Origin of the sequence: Pseudoalteromonas sp. BZK2 (genome assembly GCF_014349195.1) — a bacterium.
GTDB lineage: Bacteria > Pseudomonadota > Gammaproteobacteria > Enterobacterales > Alteromonadaceae > Pseudoalteromonas > Pseudoalteromonas simplex.
Genome location: NZ_JACSOG010000028.1, coordinates 19,204 through 39,439, shown reverse-complemented (window position 1 = coordinate 39,439; position 20,236 = coordinate 19,204). Strand labels below are relative to the sequence as shown.

General features: G+C 41.3%; 16 protein-coding genes. 7 read left to right on the top strand and 9 right to left on the bottom strand.

Annotated features, from left to right (window positions below; genetic code table 11):
• Positions 1-163: 163 nt before the first annotated feature.
• From fadB to tusA, 3 genes are all read left to right on the top strand, one after another.
• Positions 164-2,323, top strand: a complete 2,160-nt coding sequence (gene fadB / locus BIZ38_RS16050) for a fatty acid oxidation complex subunit alpha FadB (protein ID WP_187490736.1) — start codon at positions 164-166, stop codon at positions 2,321-2,323.
• Between the two features lie 5 nt (positions 2,324-2,328).
• Positions 2,329-3,495, top strand: a complete 1,167-nt coding sequence (gene fadA / locus BIZ38_RS16045) for an acetyl-CoA C-acyltransferase FadA (protein ID WP_054554784.1) — start codon at positions 2,329-2,331, stop codon at positions 3,493-3,495.
• Positions 3,496-3,648: 153 nt separating this feature from the next.
• Positions 3,649-3,888 (top strand): sulfurtransferase TusA, encoded by a 240-nt coding sequence (gene tusA, locus BIZ38_RS16040; RefSeq protein ID WP_055199314.1) that lies wholly within the window; start codon positions 3,649-3,651, stop codon positions 3,886-3,888.
• Between the two features lie 92 nt (positions 3,889-3,980).
• Here tusA and BIZ38_RS16035 read toward each other — a convergent pair whose 3' ends face one another.
• From BIZ38_RS16035 to dnaA, 7 genes are all read right to left on the bottom strand, one after another.
• Entirely contained in the window at positions 3,981-4,430 is a 450-nt protein-coding gene (locus BIZ38_RS16035; protein ID WP_054563764.1) for a hypothetical protein, read from the bottom strand.
• Between the two features lie 61 nt (positions 4,431-4,491).
• Entirely contained in the window at positions 4,492-6,561 is a 2,070-nt protein-coding gene (gene glyS, locus BIZ38_RS16030; RefSeq protein ID WP_187490735.1) for a glycine--tRNA ligase subunit beta, read from the bottom strand.
• Between the two features lie 8 nt (positions 6,562-6,569).
• Positions 6,570-7,469, bottom strand: a complete 900-nt coding sequence (gene glyQ / locus BIZ38_RS16025) for a glycine--tRNA ligase subunit alpha (RefSeq protein ID WP_054554789.1) — start codon at positions 7,467-7,469, stop codon at positions 6,570-6,572.
• Positions 7,470-7,610: 141 nt separating this feature from the next.
• Positions 7,611-10,037, bottom strand: a complete 2,427-nt coding sequence (gyrB, locus tag BIZ38_RS16020; RefSeq protein ID WP_054554790.1) for a DNA topoisomerase (ATP-hydrolyzing) subunit B — start codon at positions 10,035-10,037, stop codon at positions 7,611-7,613.
• A gap of 12 nt (positions 10,038-10,049) precedes the next feature.
• A complete protein-coding gene (gene recF / locus BIZ38_RS16015; protein WP_138602147.1) occupies positions 10,050-11,144 on the bottom strand; it encodes a DNA replication/repair protein RecF in 1,095 nt (364 codons plus the stop codon).
• Positions 11,145-11,150: 6 nt separating this feature from the next.
• Positions 11,151-12,254 carry a DNA polymerase III subunit beta gene (gene dnaN / locus BIZ38_RS16010; RefSeq protein WP_054563760.1) on the bottom strand — a complete coding sequence of 368 codons (1,104 nt, stop codon included), beginning with the start codon at positions 12,252-12,254 and terminating at the stop codon, positions 11,151-11,153.
• Positions 12,255-12,267: 13 nt separating this feature from the next.
• Positions 12,268-13,665, bottom strand: coding sequence for a chromosomal replication initiator protein DnaA (gene dnaA / locus BIZ38_RS16005; protein WP_058583674.1), 1,398 nt, complete (start codon positions 13,663-13,665; stop codon positions 12,268-12,270).
• 506 nt (positions 13,666-14,171) lie between these two features.
• Here dnaA and rpmH point away from each other — a divergent pair.
• The 4 genes from rpmH to yidC all read left to right on the top strand — a co-directional run bounded on the left by rpmH (position 14,172) and on the right by yidC (position 16,777).
• A complete protein-coding gene (rpmH, locus tag BIZ38_RS16000; protein ID WP_008488847.1) occupies positions 14,172-14,306 on the top strand; it encodes a 50S ribosomal protein L34 in 135 nt (44 codons plus the stop codon).
• Positions 14,307-14,313: 7 nt separating this feature from the next.
• Positions 14,314-14,736 carry a ribonuclease P protein component gene (gene rnpA / locus BIZ38_RS15995; protein WP_058583673.1) on the top strand — a complete coding sequence of 141 codons (423 nt, stop codon included), beginning with the start codon at positions 14,314-14,316 and terminating at the stop codon, positions 14,734-14,736.
• Positions 14,737-14,864: 128 nt separating this feature from the next.
• Positions 14,865-15,137 (top strand): membrane protein insertion efficiency factor YidD, encoded by a 273-nt coding sequence (gene yidD / locus BIZ38_RS15990; RefSeq protein ID WP_138618664.1) that lies wholly within the window; start codon positions 14,865-14,867, stop codon positions 15,135-15,137.
• Between the two features lie 8 nt (positions 15,138-15,145).
• On the top strand, positions 15,146-16,777 hold the full coding sequence (yidC, locus tag BIZ38_RS15985) for a membrane protein insertase YidC (protein WP_063530446.1): 1,632 nt from the start codon (positions 15,146-15,148) through the stop codon (positions 16,775-16,777).
• Between the two features lie 57 nt (positions 16,778-16,834).
• Here yidC and BIZ38_RS15980 read toward each other — a convergent pair whose 3' ends face one another.
• Together BIZ38_RS15980 and BIZ38_RS15975 are read right to left on the bottom strand one after the other, a co-directional pair.
• Positions 16,835-18,040, bottom strand: coding sequence for a PepSY-associated TM helix domain-containing protein (locus BIZ38_RS15980; protein ID WP_187490734.1), 1,206 nt, complete (start codon positions 18,038-18,040; stop codon positions 16,835-16,837).
• Positions 18,041-18,049: 9 nt separating this feature from the next.
• Entirely contained in the window at positions 18,050-20,197 is a 2,148-nt protein-coding gene (locus BIZ38_RS15975; protein ID WP_166339765.1) for a TonB-dependent siderophore receptor, read from the bottom strand.
• Between the last annotated feature and the right edge of the window lie 39 nt (positions 20,198-20,236).

Genomic DNA, 20,236 nt, shown 5'->3' with positions numbered 1-20,236 from the left:
ACAAAAAACTTCTGCTACACCTTAGCACCAAACCAGCTATATTTTAACCAATCGCGATAAAGCGTAGTAAATTTTTCGTTGCATTTTCATTTTAAAGCAAGCACACTGATTGAAATGCAAACTCATCGTACCAGTCTTAGTTAATAAACTAGGGAGAATAATAATGTTATATAAAAGCGATTCATTTGAAGTTGCTTTCATCAAGGACAACATCGCCGAGTTTAAGTTCTGTGCAGACGGCTCAGTAAATAAACTTTCGCAGCAAACCTTGCAAGATTGCGCTTTAGCATTAAAAGAATTGGCAACAAACTCAGATATCAAAGGCATGGTGTTCACCAGCGATAAAGATCATTTCATTATCGGTGCCGACATTTTCGAATTTTTACCTACCTTCACTAAGCCTCAAGAAGAACTTGTTGCATGGATCAAAAATGCAACTGACGTTTTTGATGCAATTGAAGATTTACCTTTCCCAACGCTAAGTGCTGTAAACGGCATGGCGCTTGGTGGTGGATGTGAGTGGGCACTTGCTACCGATTACCGCGTTGCTAGCTCTAACGCTAAAATTGGCCTACCTGAAGTTAAACTAGGTATTATGCCTGGTTTTGGTGGTACAGTTCGCCTTCCACGCCTTATTGGCGCTGATAATGCGATGACATGGATCACTACAGGTAAAGAAAACCGCGCCGCTGCTGCCCTAAAGGTAGGTGCATTTGACGCAGTAGTTAGTGCTGACAAACTTTTAGAGTCAAGTATTGCAACACTTGAGCAAGCAATTGCTGGCAAGCTAGATTGGCAAGCAAAACGACAAGTAAAATTACAGCCACTGAAAATGAACCGTGTTGAGCAAGGTATGAGCTTTGCGATGGCGGAAGGCATGGTAATGGGTCAGACAAAAGGTCACTACCCAGCACCTGTTATGGCTGTAAAAACAATCAAAGCTGCGGCAAACTGTGAACGCGCTGAAGCAATGGCGATTGAAAACGCTAACTTTGCTAAATTAGCAGCAACAAGCGAAGCTGCTGCGCAAACAGGTATTTTCTTAGCTGACCAATACATTAAAGGTAAAGCGAAGAAGCAAGCTAAACACAGTGAGCTTGAGATCAAACAAGCTGCTGTATTAGGTGCTGGTATTATGGGCGGTGGTATTGCATACCAGTCTGCTTATAAAGGCACACCTATTATCATGAAAGACATCAACCAAGATGCACTTGATTTAGGTATGGGTGAAGCATCTAAGCTACTTGGCAAAAAAGTACAACGTGGCCATATGGCGATGGATAAGATGGTTGCTACCTTAGGCAAGATCAAGCCAACGCTAAACGATGCAGACTTACAAAGCGCAGACATCGTTGTTGAAGCTGTGGTTGAAAACCCTAAAGTGAAGCAAGCTGTTCTTGCGGGCCTTGAAAAAGACTTACCAGCGGGCACTATCCTAACTTCAAATACCTCAACAATTCGTATTGACGAGTTAGCATCGGCACTTGAAAAACCAGAAAACTTCTGTGGTATGCACTTCTTTAACCCAGTGCCAAAAATGCCATTAGTAGAAATCATTCGTGGTGAAAAAACATCAGAAGCAACAATTAATGCCGTTGTTGATTACGCATTAAAACTTGGTAAATCACCAATCGTTGTAAACGACTGCCCTGGTTTCTTTGTAAACCGCGTACTATTCCCTTACTTTGCAGGTTTCAGCAAACTTGTTGTTGAAGGTGCTGACTTCACTAAAGTTGATAAAGTGATGGAAAATGTATTTGGTTGGCCAATGGGTCCTGCCTATCTTCTTGATGTTGTAGGTATCGATACAGCTTACCACTGTACTGGTGTAATGGCTGACGGTTTCCCTGAGCGTATGGCTCGCCAAGATAAAGACCCTGTTACTGTATTTGCAAACGAAAAACGCTTTGGTCAGAAAAATGGTGCTGGTTTCTACCAATACGCGCCAGACCGTCGTGGTCGCCTGAAAAAAGCAAAAGATGCTACAGCAACTGAGTTACTGAGTGCTATTACTGATGCACCTAAAGATTTCGATAAACAAGAAATCATTGACCGTTGTATGATCCCGATGATCAACGAAGTACTACTTTGTTTACAAGAAGGTATCGTAGCGTCACCACAAGAAGCTGACATGGCGCTAATTTACGGCATTGGTTTCCCTCCATTTAGAGGCGGTGCATTCCGTTACTTAGATCAAACTGGTTTAGCGAACTTTGTTGCAACAGCAGACAAATACGCTCACTTAGGTGCGATTTACCAAGTATCAGATGAAACTCGCAAGTGGGCCGAAGAAGGCCGTGTATTCTATAAGGTGGAAGGATAAGAAACATGAATAATCCAGTAATCGTAGATTGTATCCGCACACCAATGGGTCGTTCAAAGAACGGCGTATTCAAAAACAAGCGTGCGGAAGATTTAAGTGCTCACTTAATGAAAGGTTTGTTAGACCGTAACCCAGCCGTTGATCCAGCATCAATTGATGATATTTACTGGGGCTGTGTACAACAAACTTTAGAGCAAGGTTTTAACATTGCTCGTAACGCAGCACTACTAGCCGGTATCCCTCACTCAGTACCAGCTGTCACAGTTAACCGTTTATGTGGTTCATCAATGCAAGCATTACACGATGCAGCACGCGCTATTATGACTGGCGCTGGTGATACCTACATCATTGGTGGTGTTGAGCACATGGGTCACGTACCTATGACTCACGGTAATGATTTTCACCCAGGTTTATCAACGTCTGTAGCACAAGCTGCTGGCGTAATGGGTTTAACTGCAGAATACCTTGCTACGCTACACGGCATTAGCCGCGAGCAACAAGACGAATTTGCTTACCGTTCACACCAACGTGCACACGCGGCAACTGTTGAAGGTCGTTTCCGTCGTGAAATCCTGCCAATGGAAGGTCACGATGCAGATGGTTCTTTAATCTTAGTTGAAGACGATGAAGTAATCCGTCCTGAGACAACTGTTGAAGGTTTATCGCAACTTCGCCCTGTATTCAATCCAGCATCAGGTAGCGTAACCGCAGGTACTTCTTCTGCACTTTCTGACGGCGCATCAGCAATGCTTGTAATGAGCGAAGAGAAAGCAAAAGAACTTGGTTTACCAATTCGTGCGCGTATTAAATCAATGGCTGTTGCAGGTTGCGATCCATCAATCATGGGTTACGGCCCTGTTCCTGCATCGCAAAAAGCACTTCAACAAGCAGGTATCACTATTGACGATATCGATGTTGCAGAGCTTAACGAAGCCTTCGCAGCACAATCTCTACCAGTATTAAAAGACCTAGGTCTGATGGATGTGGTAGATGAAAAAGTTAACCTAAATGGTGGTGCAATTGCACTTGGTCACCCACTTGGTTGTTCTGGTTCACGTATTAGCACAACGCTTGTTCACCTAATGGAAGACAAGAACGCTAAATACGGCCTAGCAACTATGTGTATTGGTTTAGGCCAAGGTATTGCAACTGTATTTGAGCGCGTAGAATAACGAGCTCGCACCAAACATCTTGGTGATAAAAAGGCGCACTGACTTGCTCAGTGCGCCTTTTTTATTTGCTTTGCTTTCACTTATTGAAACTGGCAGCAATAGAAAGTTAAAATATCCGCTTATTAATAGTCTCTTTCATCCAAAAGGTCAGCCATGAGTTTTGATAATCCCGATCACCAATTAGATGCACTTGGCCTTCGATGTCCAGAACCTGTCATGATGGTGCGTGGCGCAGTACGAAAAATGAAAGATGGGGAAACATTACTTATCATCGCCGACGACCCATCAACCACCCGCGATATCCCAAGCTTTTGTACCTTTATGGATCACACTCTTGTTGCTAAAGATGTAAAAGAAGCACCGTATCGATACTTGGTGAAGAAAGGGTTGTAACAACGAGTTTCGAGTTAATCAATTAAAATTAAAAGTGAGCATTTATCAATATTAAACGCTCACTCGATCGGCTTAAAACTGACAGCTTAAAGCTATTTCTTCGTTACTGTCACTTTTGGTTGATTACTATTGCGGTAATCAAAGCTCACTACATACACGCCTTTTGCAGCGGGTTTAAAGCTGAAATAATTGTAGATGGTATTACAATCTGCATTGGCGGCTTGGCCTAGAACCAATGATTGCCCTGCTGGGTCCATATCACTGTAACCACAATTATAGCCTTCACTAAAATCAGCATCCGCTACTTTGAATTCATAAACCTTACCAGGTGTTGAAAACTTAACGTCGGTTTGGAATATGCCCGGTGCAACTTGCTCTAATTGATACTGCGGCTCGGCATCCCACAAGGTGAAATCACCACGTAAATACATAGTACGGTCAAGCTCTTTACTTGGCAGAATATCGTCAATGCTTGGCATTTGCATTTGGCTAGAACAGGCTGTTAATAAGCCTGCTAATGCTAAAGTAATTACACGTTTCATTACTGTTCCTTATGCTACAAAAAAGCCAGCACTGAGCTGGCTTTTATTAATTGGCTACTGCTTACTTCTGAAGTACAGAAATATCAGCAATATCTAAAAACAGACGGCTTAGTTGGCTTAACAATGCTAAACGATTTTGTTTAACCGCTTCATCATCTGCCATTACCATGACGTTATCAAAGAAGTTATCAACACTCTCACGGATACCCGCAAGTTGTGATAATGCTTCTTGGTAATCGCCATTTGCATATAAAGGTGCTAGCTCAGTTGCGAACTTAGCAACGTGTGACGCTAATACTTTTTCTGCGTCATCGCTTAATAGGCTCTCATTCACATCACCTTGTGTTGTGATGTCATTTTTAGCCAAAATATTGCTTACACGTTTATTTGCTGCTGCAAGCGCTTCTGCTGCGTCTAATGTACGGAAGTGACTTACCGCTTTAACACGACGGTCGAAATCAACTGGTTTAGTTGGACGACGTGCTAACACAGCTTGGATCACATCAACTTCGATACCTTCATCTTGGTACCATGCGCGGAAACGACCTAGCATAAACTCAAACACATCTGTTGATACGTTTAAGTTAGTTAGCTTTTCACCGAATAACGTTTGTGACTTAGCAACAAGATCTAAGATATCTAGCGGTAATGATTTTTCAACCATGATGCGTAATGCACCAATTGCTGCACGGCGAAGTGCAAATGGGTCTTTGTCACCTTTTGGCGCTTGACCAATACCAAAAATACCCACCAGCGTATCAAACTTATCAGCAATTGCTACCGCACAGCTGATCACATTTGTTGGTAAGTTATCGCCCGCAAAGCGTGGCATATATTGTTCATTTTGCGCGAGAGCAACTTCTTCAGCTTCACCGTCGTGACGAGCGTAATGCATACCCATTACACCTTGTACGTCGGTAAACTCCATGACCATTTCGGTCATTAAGTCTGTTTTGCTTAACAAGCCTGCACGTTTAGCCAACTCGGCATCAGCACCTAATTGCTCAGCAATATAACCGGCAAGTTCACTAATACGCTCAGATTTATCTTTCAGCGTACCAAGTTGCTTTTGGAATAAAACGGTATCTAGCGATTCTAAGCGACTCTCTAGCGTTTTCTTCTTGTCTGTTTCGTAGAAGAACTGCGCATCAGCTAAACGAGGACGAACAACTTTTTCGTTACCGGCAATTACCACGCTTGGATCTTTACTTTCAATATTAGAAACAAATAGGAACTTGTTAAGTAAGTTGCCATCTTGGTCTAATAACGGGAAGTACTTTTGGTCGTCCTTCATGGTATAGATAAGCGCTTCTGAAGGAACATCTAAGAATGCTTCTTCGAATGTTGCTGTCAACGTTACTGGCCATTCAACCAAGGATGTTACTTCTTCAAGTAAGCCTTCATCCATCGCTACTTTTGCATTTACAGCGCTAGCTGCTGCTTCAATTTGTTCGCGAATTTGTGCTTTACGCGCTTCGAAGTCAGCGACAACGTAAGCAGATTTCAGCACATCAAACACATCATCAGCGTGGTTGATTGTTACTTTTTCTGGATGATGGAAACGGTGGCCTTGTAATTGGTTGCCAACTTGCTTACCAAGTATTTCGCCTTCGATCAGCGTGCTACCAAATAAAATAGTCGCAGTGTGCACTGGGCGAATAAATTGTGTTTTATTTGCCCCCCAACGCATTGGTTTAGGGATAGGTAATTTAGCAAGTGCTTTGTTTACTGCATCACTCATAAGCGATGTAGTTGCTTGACCTTCAACCTGTGCTTTATGTAATAACCAAGCGCCTTTATCTGTTTCTAGTGTTTGTGCATCGCTTACATCGATACCACAACCACGCGCCCAACCCATTGCTGCTTTAGTTGGATTACCATCGGCATCAAAAGCGGCTGCAACTGCAGGACCACGCTTTTCTACAACCTTGTCACTTTGTTTTGCTTCAAGTGCAGTAACACGTAAGCCTAAACGACGTGGTGATGCGTACCAGTTAACGCCTTGATGATTTAATTCTAAGCTTGCAAGCTCAGCTGCTAAGTTCTCAGCAAACGACTCAGCAAGTTTACGAAGTGCTTTCGGTGGCAACTCTTCAGTGCCAATTTCTACTAATAAATTTTCTGCTGACATGCTAATTCTTAATCCTTACAAAGCGGGAAACCAAGAGCTTCACGGGCATCATAGTAACTTTGCGCACATGCTTTAGATAAAGCACGAACACGTAAGATATAACGTTGACGTTCTGTTACTGAGATAGCGTGACGAGCGTCTAATAAGTTAAACGCATGTGATGCTTTCATTACTTGCTCATAAGCTGGTAATGGTAAGCCTGCTTCAATTAGCTTTTCGCTTTCTTTTTCACAGTGATCGAACTGTGCAAATAAGAACTCAACATCCGCTTGTTCGAAGTTATAAGCTGACTGCTCTACTTCATTTTGATGGAATACATCACCATATGTCACACGACCCATAGGACCGTCTGCCCATACTAGGTCATAGATACTATCTACGCCCTGAATATACATTGCTAAACGCTCAAGACCATAAGTGATTTCACCGGTTACTGGTGAGCACTCTAAGCCACCTACTTGCTGGAAGTAAGTAAACTGTGTTACTTCCATGCCGTTTAACCAGATTTCCCAACCTAGACCCCATGCACCTAATGTAGGCGACTCCCAGTTGTCTTCTACGAAGCGAACTTCATCAGTTAGTGTATCAATACCAACAGCTGCTAAAGAGCCTAAATAAAGCTCCTGGATGTTTTCTGGTGATGGTTTTAATACTACTTGGAATTGGTAGTAATGCTGTAAACGGTTCGGGTTTTCACCATAACGACCATCAGTTGGACGGCGGCATGGTTGAACATACGCGCTCGACATTGGCTCTGGGCCAATCGACTTTAAGAAAGTTAACGGATGAAATGTCCCTGCTCCCACTTCCATATCGAGTGGTTGAGCAATCACACAGCCTTGCTGTGCCCAATAGTCCTGTAAAGCCAGGATCAAACCTTGAAAGGTTTTAACGTCATATTTTTGCATATTTGGCTTATAGTATCTGGTGCGTTTAGTCTGAAAATTGCTCTCAGTATACCTTGTGTGCAGTAAGGTTTTAAGCAGTTTGTGCTTTTTCAGCAATAAAAAAAGGAGCCAGTTGGCTCCTTTTTAATTCTTAATTTAGCGTTATACGTCTAGGTTAACTACGCGTAGTGCATTCGTTTCGATGAAGTCACGACGCGGCTCAACTTGGTCACCCATTAGAGTCGCGAACAATTGGTCTGCAGCTACGGCATCTTCAATTGTTACTTTCAACATACGACGAGCATCTGGGTCCATAGTGGTTTCCCAAAGCTGATCAGGGTTCATCTCACCGAGTCCTTTATAGCGTTGGATATAAAGGCCGCGTTTCGATTCATTGATTAACCACTCTAATGCATCCACAAAGTTATCAACAGCAAGAGTTTTCTCACCGCGTTGAACATATGCCCCTTCTTCAAGTAAGTTAGCAATGTTTACGCCTGTCGCTGCAATGCGTTTATAGTCACGCGATGTGATGAAGTCATGGTTTAGTACATGAGCTTTATCCACACCATGTTGACGAATATTCACAACAGGATAATACATGTTGCGCTCAGTATCGTGCTCAGTGCCCGCATGGAAGATAGTTGCATCTTCATCACGTGCAATTAAGTCGTCAACTAGCGTGTTAGTCCACTCTTTAACTTTTGCTTCATCTGCTAAATCAGCTTCGGTAATTTCGCTTTGATAGATTAAACGTTCCATAACCGAGTTTGGATATTTACGTTTTAAGCGTTCAATCACTTTAACTGTATTTTGATAGTCGTGAACGATTCTTTCTAGTTCTTCACCTTCAAGTGCAGATGCACCTTCGCTTGTATAAAGTGCAGCATTGTTTAATGCTAATGATGTTAAATAATCAACAAGCGCTGGGTCATCTTTAATGTAGCGTTCTTGCTTACCTTTTTTCACTTTATAAAGTGGTGGTTGCGCAATATAGATAAAGCCTTTTTCTACAATCTCTGGCATTTGACGGTAGAAGAAAGTCAGTAGTAAGGTACGAATGTGAGAACCATCCACGTCCGCATCGGTCATGATAATGATACGATGATAACGTAGCTTTTCTGGGTCATATTCATCACGACCAATACCACAGCCTAATGCAGTGATTAGAGTTGCGACTTCTTGAGAAGAAAGCATCTTATCAAAGCGCGCTTTTTCAACGTTAAGAATCTTACCTTTAAGTGGCAAGATAGCTTGGTTTTTACGGTTACGACCCTGCTTAGCTGAACCCCCTGCAGAGTCACCCTCCACTATGTATAGTTCAGAAAGTGCTGGATCTTTTTCTTGGCAGTCTGCCAATTTACCTGGTAAACCAGCTAAATCCATTGCACCTTTACGGCGTGTCATTTCACGTGCTTTACGTGCTGCTTCACGAGCTCGTGCTGCATCAATAATTTTGCCAACAACTGTTTTAGCATCAACAGGGTTTTCTAATAAGAACTCTGTTAGTTTTTCTGCCATTGCTTGTTCTACAGCAGACTTAACTTCACTTGATACTAGTTTGTCTTTCGTTTGTGATGAGAACTTAGGATCAGGTACTTTAACACTTACAACCGCAGTTAAGCCTTCACGAGCATCATCACCCGTCGCATTGCTTGTTGTTTTCGCTTTTTTGTTAAAGCCTTCTTTTTCCATGTAGTTATTTAGCGTACGCGTTAATGCAGCTCTAAAGCCAGCTAAGTGCGTACCACCATCACGTTGTGGAATGTTGTTTGTGAAGCAGTAAATGCTTTCTTGGAAACCATCGTTCCACTGCATTGAAACTTCTACACTAATACCGTCTTCTTCACGCTCATGGGTAAAGTGGAAAACACTTTTATGTACAGGTGTTTTGTTACGGTTTAGATATTCTACGAATGCTTGGATACCACCGTCATATTTGAAGTGGTCATTCTTAGATTCTTCGCGCTCATCAGTAAGAATAATACTTACACCAGAGTTTAAGAACGAAAGCTCACGCAAACGTTTTGCTAAGATATCGTAGTGGAAGTTAAGGTCACTGAATGTTTCACCACTTGGCCAGAAACGTAATTCAGTACCTGTGTCTGTTGCGTCACCAATTATAGCTAATGGCGCATCTGGTACACCCATAGTATATGTTTGTTGGTGAATTTTGCCTTCACGACGAATAGTCAGTTGTAGCTTTTCAGATAGTGCATTTACTACTGAAACACCTACACCGTGTAAGCCACCTGATACTTTATATGAGTTATCATCAAACTTACCACCAGCGTGAAGTACCGTCATGATAACTTCAGCCGCAGAAACACCTTCTTCTTCGTGAATAGAGGTAGGAATACCACGACCGTTATCTCTTACAGAGACTGAACCGTCTAAGTGAATCGTTACAAAAATATCATCACAATGACCAGCTAAGGCTTCATCGATAGAGTTATCAACAACCTCAAACACCATATGGTGAAGGCCTGTACCGTCATCGGTGTCCCCTATATACATTCCTGGACGCTTTCTTACTGCGTCTAATCCTTTAAGTACTTTAATACTCGACGAATCGTAATTCTCAGACATGGTTAATCCCACTTATCTTGTTATTAGGTTGCCATGTTTCACGTGGAACATTTTTAGTTCTCGTTGCATGGGTTCCACCACAGCAGAAATACTTTCAGATAAAATTGATGAGATAAAAAGTTGCGAATCGCAATGAGTCAAAAGCTGACCCACTTTCTCTTTTGTATCTTCACCCAGTTCTGAAGGTAAGTCATCTATTAGCAATATAGATTGCTTATCTGTTTCTGACTCAATTAAGCTATTTTGCGTTACTTTTAACGCATAAAGCAAGAGCTTCAATTGACCGCGAGAAAAGGTATTTTCTACACTGTTACCAGAAACACTAAAACTAAAATCAGCTTTATGCGGACCTTTACTTGTGAAACCTTGTTTGGCATCACGTTCAAAGCTTTGCTCAAGCGCCTCTGAGAGCGTTTCACTCTCTTTCCAGCCCGCATGAAAGTTAATTTCTAAATCGCTTACAAGCGTTAATTCTGCACACATTTTATCAAAAAACTGCTGCTTAAACCTACTTATATACGCGATTCTTAGATTATTTATTTGTTCAGCTAGTCTAACAAATTCTTTATCCCAAAACTTGATCTGTTCAAAATAATCTCTAGGTTTACTTTTTAATAAAGCATTACGTTGTTTTAGTACTTTATTAAAAGACTGCCACAAGTAAAAAAAGTCATGTTCCACGTGGAACAATCCTAAATCGAGAAATTTTCTACGCTCTTTTGGGCCACCAAAAAACAACGAATAGCTTTCTGGAGTAATAACTTGCACCGGCACTAGTTGAGCTAATTCAGAGATTTTACGGCTCGTTTTTCCCTGAATCTTTAAAGACGTTTCACCCGCTTGGTTTTTGCTTATACCAATCGGAATAGACAAATCATGCAGCGCTTTGCGCCCATGAATCACAAACTTGTCTTGTTGATGCTGAATGATATTTTTATGTTTGGCGGTACGAAATGATTTACCGTGAGAAAGGAAATATATCGCCTCAAGGAGGCTGGTTTTTCCGCTGCCATTTTCGCCATAGATAATGTTTATGCCATTAACCGGCTCAATTGTCAGCGCCTCAATATTCCGAAAATTATTGAGGCTTAAATGACTTAAACTCATATAAGCTTATAGGCGCATCGGCATTACAACGTACATAGCTTCTTCGTCACCTGCACCTTCAATTAGCGCACTGCTATTAGAGTCTGCAAGCGTAAAGGTTACATCTTCTGTTTTTAATGTATTAAGTACATCAAGCACATAAGAAACGTTAAAGCCAATTTCAAGTTCGCCGCCCTGGTACATTACCTCAACAACCTCTTCAGCTTGTTCTTGCTCAGGGTTGTTAGCAGTAATTTTTAATAAACCTTCAGATAGGTTTAATCGTACACCACGGAATTTTTCATTCGATAAAATAGACACACGTTGGAAAGCACTACGAAGCCATTCACGGTTAGCAGTAATCACTTTATCACCACCACGTGGCAATACACGACGATAGTCAGGGAAACGACCATCCACCAGCTTGCTGGTAAACGTAAACTCAGTATCAATAATACGAATATGGTTAGCACCAAATTGAATGGTAACTAGCTCATCATCAGCCACCATTAGGCGCATAATTTCTTGTACACCTTTACGTGGAATAATTAACTGACGTTGTGTATTTAAAGACTGTGGTAATTGCTTTTGTGCAATTGCCAAACGGTGGCCATCTGTAGCCACTGTTTTGATATCTGCGTTATCAACTTCAAATGACATACCGTTTAAATAATAACGTACATCTTGATTCGCCATAGAAAAGTGCGTGCTTTCTAAAAGTTTACGCAATTCTAAACGCGTTAGTTGAAATTCAACTTCACCATCCCACTGCTCAAGATTCGGAAAATCTTCAGCGGCCAGCGTAGTTAAAGAAAAACGGCTTTTACCACTTGTTAGTAGTAACTGATGATCTTGGCTACTTAACGTAAGGTCTGAGCCATCAGGTAAACTTTTACAAATATCGAGTAACTTTTTAGCTGGTAAAGTAAGTTGCGTATCTGTGGTATCTTCACCGACAAACACACTCGCCACTAACTCAATTTCAAGATCAGTACCCGTCATCGAAAGTTGTCCGTTTTCAACAACTAACAGTACGTTCGATAAAATCGGTAAAGTGTGCTTACGCTCAATCGCACCAGACACTTGAACTAAAGGTTTTAAAAATTGCTCTCTTGATATTGTTATTTGCATAATAAAGTCGGCCTTAAGATGACAAGGTTCTTATTAAGTTTTGATAATCTTCTTTCACTTCATGGCTTTCGTCACGGAGTGATTTAACTTTACGACAAGCGTGTAATACAGTTGTGTGATCACGGCCGCCAAAGGCGTCACCAATCTCAGGTAAACTGTGATTTGTAAGTTCTTTTGATAATGCCATGGCCACTTGACGTGGTCTTGCTACTGAACGGCTACGACGTTTAGAGAGTAAATCTGACACACGAATACGGTAATACTCAGCAACAGTGCGTTGAATATTATCTATCGTTACCAGTTTATCTTGCAGCGCAAGTAAGTCACGTAGCGCTTCTTTTACAAAGTCGATTGAAATCGGACGACCAGTAAAGTTTGCATTAGCAATAACGCGGTTTAACGCCCCTTCTAATTCACGCACATTTGAGCGTAATTTTTTCGCGATAAAAAAGGCAACTTCGTGAGGTAAATTAATTTTACTTTGCTGCGCTTTTTTCATCAAAATAGCAACGCGCGTTTCAAGCTCTGGCGGCTCAATAGCAATGGTTAAGCCCCAACCAAAACGTGATTTAAGGCGATCTTCAACCCCTTCAATCTCTTTTGGATAGCGGTCTGAAGTTAAGATAATCTGTTGATTTCCTTCAAGTAAAGCGTTGAAGGTATGAAAGAACTCTTCTTGTGAGCGTTCTTTATTAGCGAAAAATTGAATGTCATCGATCATCAATGCATCAACACTTCGGTAATAACGTTTAAATTCTTCGATGGCATTATTTTGAAGCGCTTTAACCATGTCTTGCACAAATCGCTCTGAGTGCATATAAACAATTTTCGCGTCTGGCTTATTAGCCATAATACCGTTACCAACAGCGTGCAATAAGTGAGTTTTACCCAAGCCAGTACCACCATATATAAATACAGGGTTAAATGCAGAACCTGGGTTATCTGCAACTTGAGTCGCTGCAGCTTTTGCTAATTGGTTTGATTTACCTTCAACAAAGCTATCAAAGGTGTAATTTTCTTTAATGTTTGATTTATAGCCTGATTTTGGTGCAGGTTCGACCGCTGCTTTTTCAGGTTTTGGCTGTTGCTTTTCAGCAGTTTGTTGTGGAACAGATGCGCTTGTTTCTGCTGCAGCCGGTGCTGATGCCACTTGGGCATTTAAAATAGGTTTACTACCAACATCAAAACGTAATTCAGGTGCTTCATCACCACAAATTTCAACGAGTAGTTCATTAATACGGTTTAAATACTTTTCTCTCACCCAATCCAAAACAAAACGGTTAGGTGCATATATAGTCAACGTATCTTCGGTACTTTCTGCTTGAAGTGGTCTTACCCACATACTGAATTGCTGTGAAGGCAATTCATCTTGCAATACATATAAACAACTTTGCCAAACCGACAGATACACAGTTAAACTCCCAGAGATTTAATTTTTATTCCCGTTCATCTTTAATGATGGAAAATCAAACATTTATTGCTAATCTTTGACCAACTTTCTTGGCCCAGACCGACTATTATGAAGGTACTTTATCCACAAGTACAAGATTGATTTTTATGAAAAATATGATCTCAGCAACATAAAAGAATAAAACACTGATTTTTAAGAAAATTATTTTTTAAGCTCGAACAGTGATCATAACAAATTTGCAGCCAGATCGCGATCAAATTCTACGATCGAATTGGCTTTTCCCAAGCTTTTATTCACTTTTTATACAGAGGCTGTGGAAAACTTCTTATTTATGATGATCCTATATGATCAGGTAAAAGGATCCTTTATAATTACGGCCTCTGCAGCGTTTTAATGATTGACTTTTGTTGTCTTCATCTATAATATCTCGCGCTCGCAATGGCACCTGTGCCAGGATCGCGACCTGCATAGGATGTTTTAACCTTAACCGATCGGATGGAATTGTTATGAAAAGAACTTTTCAACCTAGCGTTTTAAAACGCAAACGTACACACGGTTTCCGTGCTCGTATGGCAACAGCAAATGGCCGTAAAGTATTAGCTCGTCGTCGTGCTAAAGGCCGTAAAGTTCTTTCTGCTTAATATATAAGTGGAAGACTTTAGCTTCAGCAGGGAGTTACGTCTGTTAACTCCCTCGCATTACTCTCGAATCTTTAATGAACCAGCACGCGCTGCGACTCCTTTCTTTACCCTATTAGCTAAACGCAATGACCAAACTAATCCTCGATTAGGTCTTACGGTCGCAAAAAAACGCGTTAAAAAAGCCTGTCAACGTAATCGAATTAAACGACTTGCTCGCGAAAGTTTCCGTTTAAATCAACATAAACTCGATAACATTGATATTGTGCTTATGGTTAAAAGTGGTATTGATGAACAGTCAAACGAAGAGCTGACAAAGCAACTAAATAAATTGTGGCGAAAAATTAACGAACGCTGCAAGCCTGGTGCACCTAAACCACCACCATTTAAAAAACGCCCGAATAAATCAGCTAAATCTAATAAACAAGCCTGATAGCAATAGAATTACAGGCTTAATTAAGGTATCTTTAGCTCACCTTTTAATCATGCATTTAAAATTCTACGATGGGAATTTAAATTCATGGTATCCATTGACTAAATTAACGCAGGGGCAGACACATCATGAGGTTAATTAAACCACTTGTTGCTATTCCAAAGCGCTGTTTAGTCATGCTAATACGCGGCTATCAAAAATGGATAAGCCCACTATTAGGCCCGCATTGTCGTTTTAATCCAACCTGCTCTAGTTACGCTATTCAAGCAATTAATTTGCATGGAAGTGTAAAAGGCAGTTGGTTAGCTGTTAAACGCATATTAAAATGCCACCCTTTACATGCTGGTGGGGATGATCCCGTACCGGCAAAAAATCATATTAACCACCAACACGAGAAATAAGAGCTGTTATGGAATCGCAACGCACGTTTTTATTAATCGGCTTGATGCTTGTGTCGTTTTTATTATTTCAAGAATGGAATAACGACTACAACGCACCAAAGGCTGATCCAAGTGCCACAACACAAACACTAGGCGCAACAACACCAGAATCTGATGACTTTATTCCAGCATCATCTGACGGTGAAGTTCCAGCTGTAACGACAGCAAAGCGCTCAGTTATCGATGTAACAACTGACGTATTCACTGTTAAAATTGACACCCGTGGTGGTGACATCATTGAAACAGACTTACTTCAGTACGAAGAAGAAAAAGGCAGTAACACACCTTACATGCTATTAGGTGAGTTCGATGGTAAGCAATACTTCTCGCAAAGTGGCTTAATTGGTTTAAATGGTCCTGACGCAACTGTTGCTGGTCGCCCTGTTTATAAAACCACACAAAAAGCATTCACTTTAACGGGTGATGAGCTACGTGTACCACTTGAGTTTACTGACAGTAAAGGTGTGACCTTTACTAAAACTTATATCTTCAAAAAAGGCGACTACGCTGTAGATTTAGAGTACACAGTAAACAACGTAACAGCTGATCCAATTCAAGTTCAGTTATACACGCAAGTAAAACGCACAGTACAAGAAAAAGGTAGCTTAGTAGATCAAAACTACTTAGGTGCAGCATTTGGTACTGAAGAAGAGCCATACGAAAAGTACAGCTTCTCAGACATGGCTGATAAAAACCTTAACATCACTACAGCTGGCGGCTACATTGCATTTATTCAACACTACTTTGTAAGTGCGTGGGTACCAAAGCAAGACCAACAAAATACCCTTTACAGCAAATTAGTTGCTGGTAATGCGGCAATTATTGGTACTAAAGGTGAAGCAGTTAACGTACAAGCTGGTACGCAAGCAACACTTAGCTCAACTTATTACATGGGCCCGAAAGAGTCTGACGTACTAGAAGCAATTCACCCAGACTTAGACCTTACTGTAGACTACGGTTGGTTATGGTTTATTTCACAACCATTATTCGTACTACTTAAGTGGTTACACAGCATCCTAGGTAACTGGGGTCTAGCTATCATTGCAATCACGGTTATCGTTAAAACGGCAATGTACCCGCTTACTAAAGCACAATACACGTCAATGGCGAAGATGCGTGCACTTCAGCCTAAAATGGCTGCACTAAAAGAGAAGTATGGTGATGACCGTCAAAAATTCGGTCAGGCTATGATGGAAATGTACCGCAAAGAAAAAGTGAACCCTATGGGTGGCTGTTTCCCACTGTTACTACAAATGCCAATCTTCTTAGCATTATTCTACGTATTCTTAGAATCAACTGAGCTACGTCATGCTGAATTCGTTTTATGGTTAAATGACTTATCAGCAATGGACCCATACTACGTATTACCGGTTTTATTTGGTTTAAGTATGTTCATCACTCAAAAGCTGCAACCTATGACGGTTACTGACCCTATGCAGCAAAAAATGATGACCTTTATGCCAGTAGTATTCTCTATTTTCTTCTTATGGTTCCCATCTGGCCTAGTACTTTACTGGTTAGTATCGAACCTTATCTCAATCGCACAGATGCTAATCATCTACCGCGGTATGGAGAAAAAAGGTATTAAGGTAAGAGGCTAAACTCTTAACCCAATAAAAAAGGCGCTAACTGCGCCTTTTTTTAATGCCTGAAAAAAGCTAACCGAGAATAGGAGAATAAACTTGATTAGGCACACTGCGTTCAGTAAAGCTCAAACTTGTTGTTAGTAGTGAAGCAACTACCAAGCCGATTGCAACCACCCCAGATAAACCAAGCCACTTTCCTGCCGTTGTTTTACGCTTGACCCTAAGCCAACTCATATAGATACCAGCAGCACTTACAAAGCTCATCAATGCACCAAATAACCCCCAAATAAGCTTGGTACCAATGCCTGCAAAGTTACCAAAATGCAGCGGATCAGCGGTGTCTTTAATGCGTGGAAGCAGGTTTAGTTCTTCCCCTTTTTGTACACCAAGAACTTCACCGGAGCTTGGTTTTAAATAAACCCGGTTAGCACGCAGGCGCAATAAAATATCATCGTTATAACCACGCACTTCAATAGGCTGATCCGCTTTATTAGGATAACGAATATAGCGAATATCAAGGCTAGGAAATGCCTTTTGAGCGGCTGTATAAGCTGTAGCTAAACTAATTGGCGATAGACCTTTGCGAGGGCTTTGTTTCTTAAACTCACTCACAGCTGGTGGACTAGAGACATAGTGAGGTACCTTCGCGGTTTGCAGCCCATGTTCTACCAGATACCAAATCCCTGTGATGGCCATCACAGTAATAAACCATAAACTCCAAAGCCCTAACAGCTTATGCCAATCAGACCAACTACTACGTTTATCAATACTAAGCGCAGCAGGCTTTTTCATAAAGCCTTGCCACCAGCGTCGATATACATAAAAACTCGAGACCAATAAAATAACGAGTAACACACTCAAACTGGTGACGATTAGTTTACCCGTCCAGCCCATCGATAAGTTCATATGCCAGTTACGTAAAAACCGCGATATCCGCGCCCACTCTCCTTCACCGAGTAAGCGACCCGTTGCAGCATCTAAATAAACAAAGCGAAATGAATCACCGACTTTAAGAGCCACTTCAGTGGCAAGGTAATCTTGCTTATGACGTTGGATATAAAGTAATTGAGCTTGCGGATAATGCTGATTAAGGGTGTTTTCGAGAGCTAGGAAGTTAGTAGAGGCAGAAGAAGTTAATGCACGGTACTTAGCGTCTGTTAAGTACTCGAGTTCATGACTTAACGTAGCGAGTGTTCCCGATACGCAGGTAACAAAAAGCAGGACTCCAACAAAGAGTCCTGCCCAAGAATGTAAGTTAAACCAACTTTTAGCGTTCACACGCCACCATTAAAAGCTGTATTTAGCACTTAAATAAACACGACGTGGTTCACCAGGAAAGTGCCCTGTTCGTTCGATAAAGCCACTGCTTGCGTATTCTTTATCAAATAGGTTCTTAACTGATAGCTGCCATTGCCAGTTATCAACGGTTGTTTGCCACGCCATGTTGTAAACAGTGTAAGGTTTAACACGTTGACCGCCTAAACTAAGCTGTTCATCAACATAATCTAAGCCTGCAGAAATAGATGACGATAAGCTAGGTAGCTCATAGCGTGTCCATATACCTAGAGTATTTTGCGGCGCGTTAGCAAATTTATCGCTATCAGGAATTTGATTGGTAATACTGTCGTTTGCTTCAGTAATACGGGTATCATTATAAGCGTAGCTTGCAGTCACTACCCAGCTATCAGTAATATCGCCAACCACCTCGAGTTCAAAACCTTTACTTTGTACTTCACCAACGGCAACTAAATCATCAACGCCGTCACCTGCAACATCACCTAATAAGCTAGGTTGTAGGATGTTTTCGCGGACAATATCGTACACAGCCATATTAACAGCAAGTGTGTCTGCTAATAGTTTGGTTCTTAAGCCTAACTCGTTAATACGGCTAGTCTCTGGCGAGAACGGACCGCCCTTTGCTGTTTCTTGATTACTCGCACTTTGCGGCACAAAGCCAGTGCCATGTAGCGCATAAGGGAAAAACATATTATTAATGTTATAGCTGGTACCAATACGGTAGGTTAAGTCGCTATCAGAAAACTCTGTTTGATTTAACAGATCTTTGTCTTCAAAACGATCATACCTTAAGCCAGCAGTCACACTCCAATTAGCGGTGATATCTAGCTGGTCTTGTAAGTACGCACCAAAGCGGGTGCTATTCGTTTTGCCAAGCCGTGGGGTAATACTATCAAGATCATAATCATCAGCAGAGGTTAAACCATACTCAGGGTTGTTAAGATCAAGTCCTGGTACTGGGCCACCTTTACTTTGTTGCGTAGCTGTACGGTAGACGCTTTCAAAATCATGTTCATACCAATCACTACCAAACAGCACTTGATGCTGCATATTAGCAAATGCAAACTCCGCAATCGCATTAGCTGTTAAGCTAAAGCCTTCGTTCTCACGAACTTGATCACGAAACTCACGATGGCTCCAATCAACAATACCGTCGTCATCTGTATCTACGAGGCCTCTTGGTTCATGATAGTTTTGCACTTCTTTGTTATCAAAATAACGTGCTGTGACATCTGTGCGCCAAACATCATTAAACTCATGTTTTAAAGTTGCCTGATAGACATGGGCTTCAACATTTTGAAAGTCTGTCGCCTCGTTATGATTCCAGCTAATATCAGTTAGAAAATTACCGTTATCATCAGCAGGTACACCACGTAAACGTGCCCCACCCAACTCTTGCTCTATATAGGTATACTGAGTGGTTAATTCGGTTGCACTGTTTATAAGCCACGTATAACCAAGATCAACAATGGTATTATCGCTGCTAGTATTAGCACGGAATGGCTTTTCAGTATCACGGTAAAGACCAACACGGTAAGCATGATTATCAAGTGATTCACTCAATGTTCCAGTGCTTTCTAATGCACCACTGAAGAAGTCATCATTACCTACTTCAACTTCAATACTGTGTTCACTGGTGAATTTAGGCTTCTTAGTTACATAGTTAATAATACCACCCGGATTACCACTACCGTATATAGCGCCAGCAGGCCCTTTTAACACCGCAACTTGTTCAATATTAAATAATTGCGGTACAGCAAAGCCATTGAAAGGGTCGCCCTTTACACCATCATATAAAATCTCATCTTGGCGGAAACCACGGAATGTCACGCCTGAATAACTAAAGGCATTAACACCAGCTATATTGCTATAAAGGTCGGTAATTTGGCGAGCAGCCTGATCACTAATCAGCTCCTGCGGCAAAATTTGAATTGACTGGGGAATTTTCTCTAAAGGTGTATTGGTACGAGTAGCAAAACTTGACTCGGTTGGGCGATATAAAGAAAACGCACGGCCAACAACTTCTATTTTTTCGAGTTCTTTTGAATCACTTTGATCCGAAGTAGTCACTTCAGTTTGAGCATGGGCAACGCCCGAAAAACCAGCAGCAAGTGCAATAAAAACAGCAGAAAGACGCATAATAAAAAACGATAAGATTTAGAATGCGCAACATGTTAA

Excerpts from the sequence above, each read along its gene's own strand:
- fadB (WP_187490736.1), top strand. The coding sequence starts at position 164 with ATGTTATATAAAAGCGATTCATTTGAAGTTGCTTTCATCAAGGACAAC.
- glyQ (WP_054554789.1), bottom strand. The coding sequence starts at position 7,469 with ATGCAAAAATATGACGTTAAAACCTTTCAAGGTTTGATCCTGGCTTTA.
- dnaN (WP_054563760.1), bottom strand. The coding sequence starts at position 12,254 with ATGCAAATAACAATATCAAGAGAGCAATTTTTAAAACCTTTAGTTCAA.
- BIZ38_RS16035 (WP_054563764.1), bottom strand. The coding sequence starts at position 4,430 with ATGAAACGTGTAATTACTTTAGCATTAGCAGGCTTATTAACAGCCTGT.
- yidC (WP_063530446.1), top strand. The coding sequence starts at position 15,146 with ATGGAATCGCAACGCACGTTTTTATTAATCGGCTTGATGCTTGTGTCG.
- gyrB (WP_054554790.1), bottom strand. The coding sequence starts at position 10,037 with ATGTCTGAGAATTACGATTCGTCGAGTATTAAAGTACTTAAAGGATTA.
- tusA (WP_055199314.1), top strand. The coding sequence starts at position 3,649 with ATGAGTTTTGATAATCCCGATCACCAATTAGATGCACTTGGCCTTCGA.
- fadA (WP_054554784.1), top strand. The coding sequence starts at position 2,329 with ATGAATAATCCAGTAATCGTAGATTGTATCCGCACACCAATGGGTCGT.
- glyS (WP_187490735.1), bottom strand. The coding sequence starts at position 6,561 with ATGTCAGCAGAAAATTTATTAGTAGAAATTGGCACTGAAGAGTTGCCA.
- yidD (WP_138618664.1), top strand. The coding sequence starts at position 14,865 with ATGAGGTTAATTAAACCACTTGTTGCTATTCCAAAGCGCTGTTTAGTC.
- rpmH (WP_008488847.1), top strand. The coding sequence starts at position 14,172 with ATGAAAAGAACTTTTCAACCTAGCGTTTTAAAACGCAAACGTACACAC.
- recF (WP_138602147.1), bottom strand. The coding sequence starts at position 11,144 with ATGAGTTTAAGTCATTTAAGCCTCAATAATTTTCGGAATATTGAGGCG.
- BIZ38_RS15975 (WP_166339765.1), bottom strand. The coding sequence starts at position 20,197 with ATGCGTCTTTCTGCTGTTTTTATTGCACTTGCTGCTGGTTTTTCGGGC.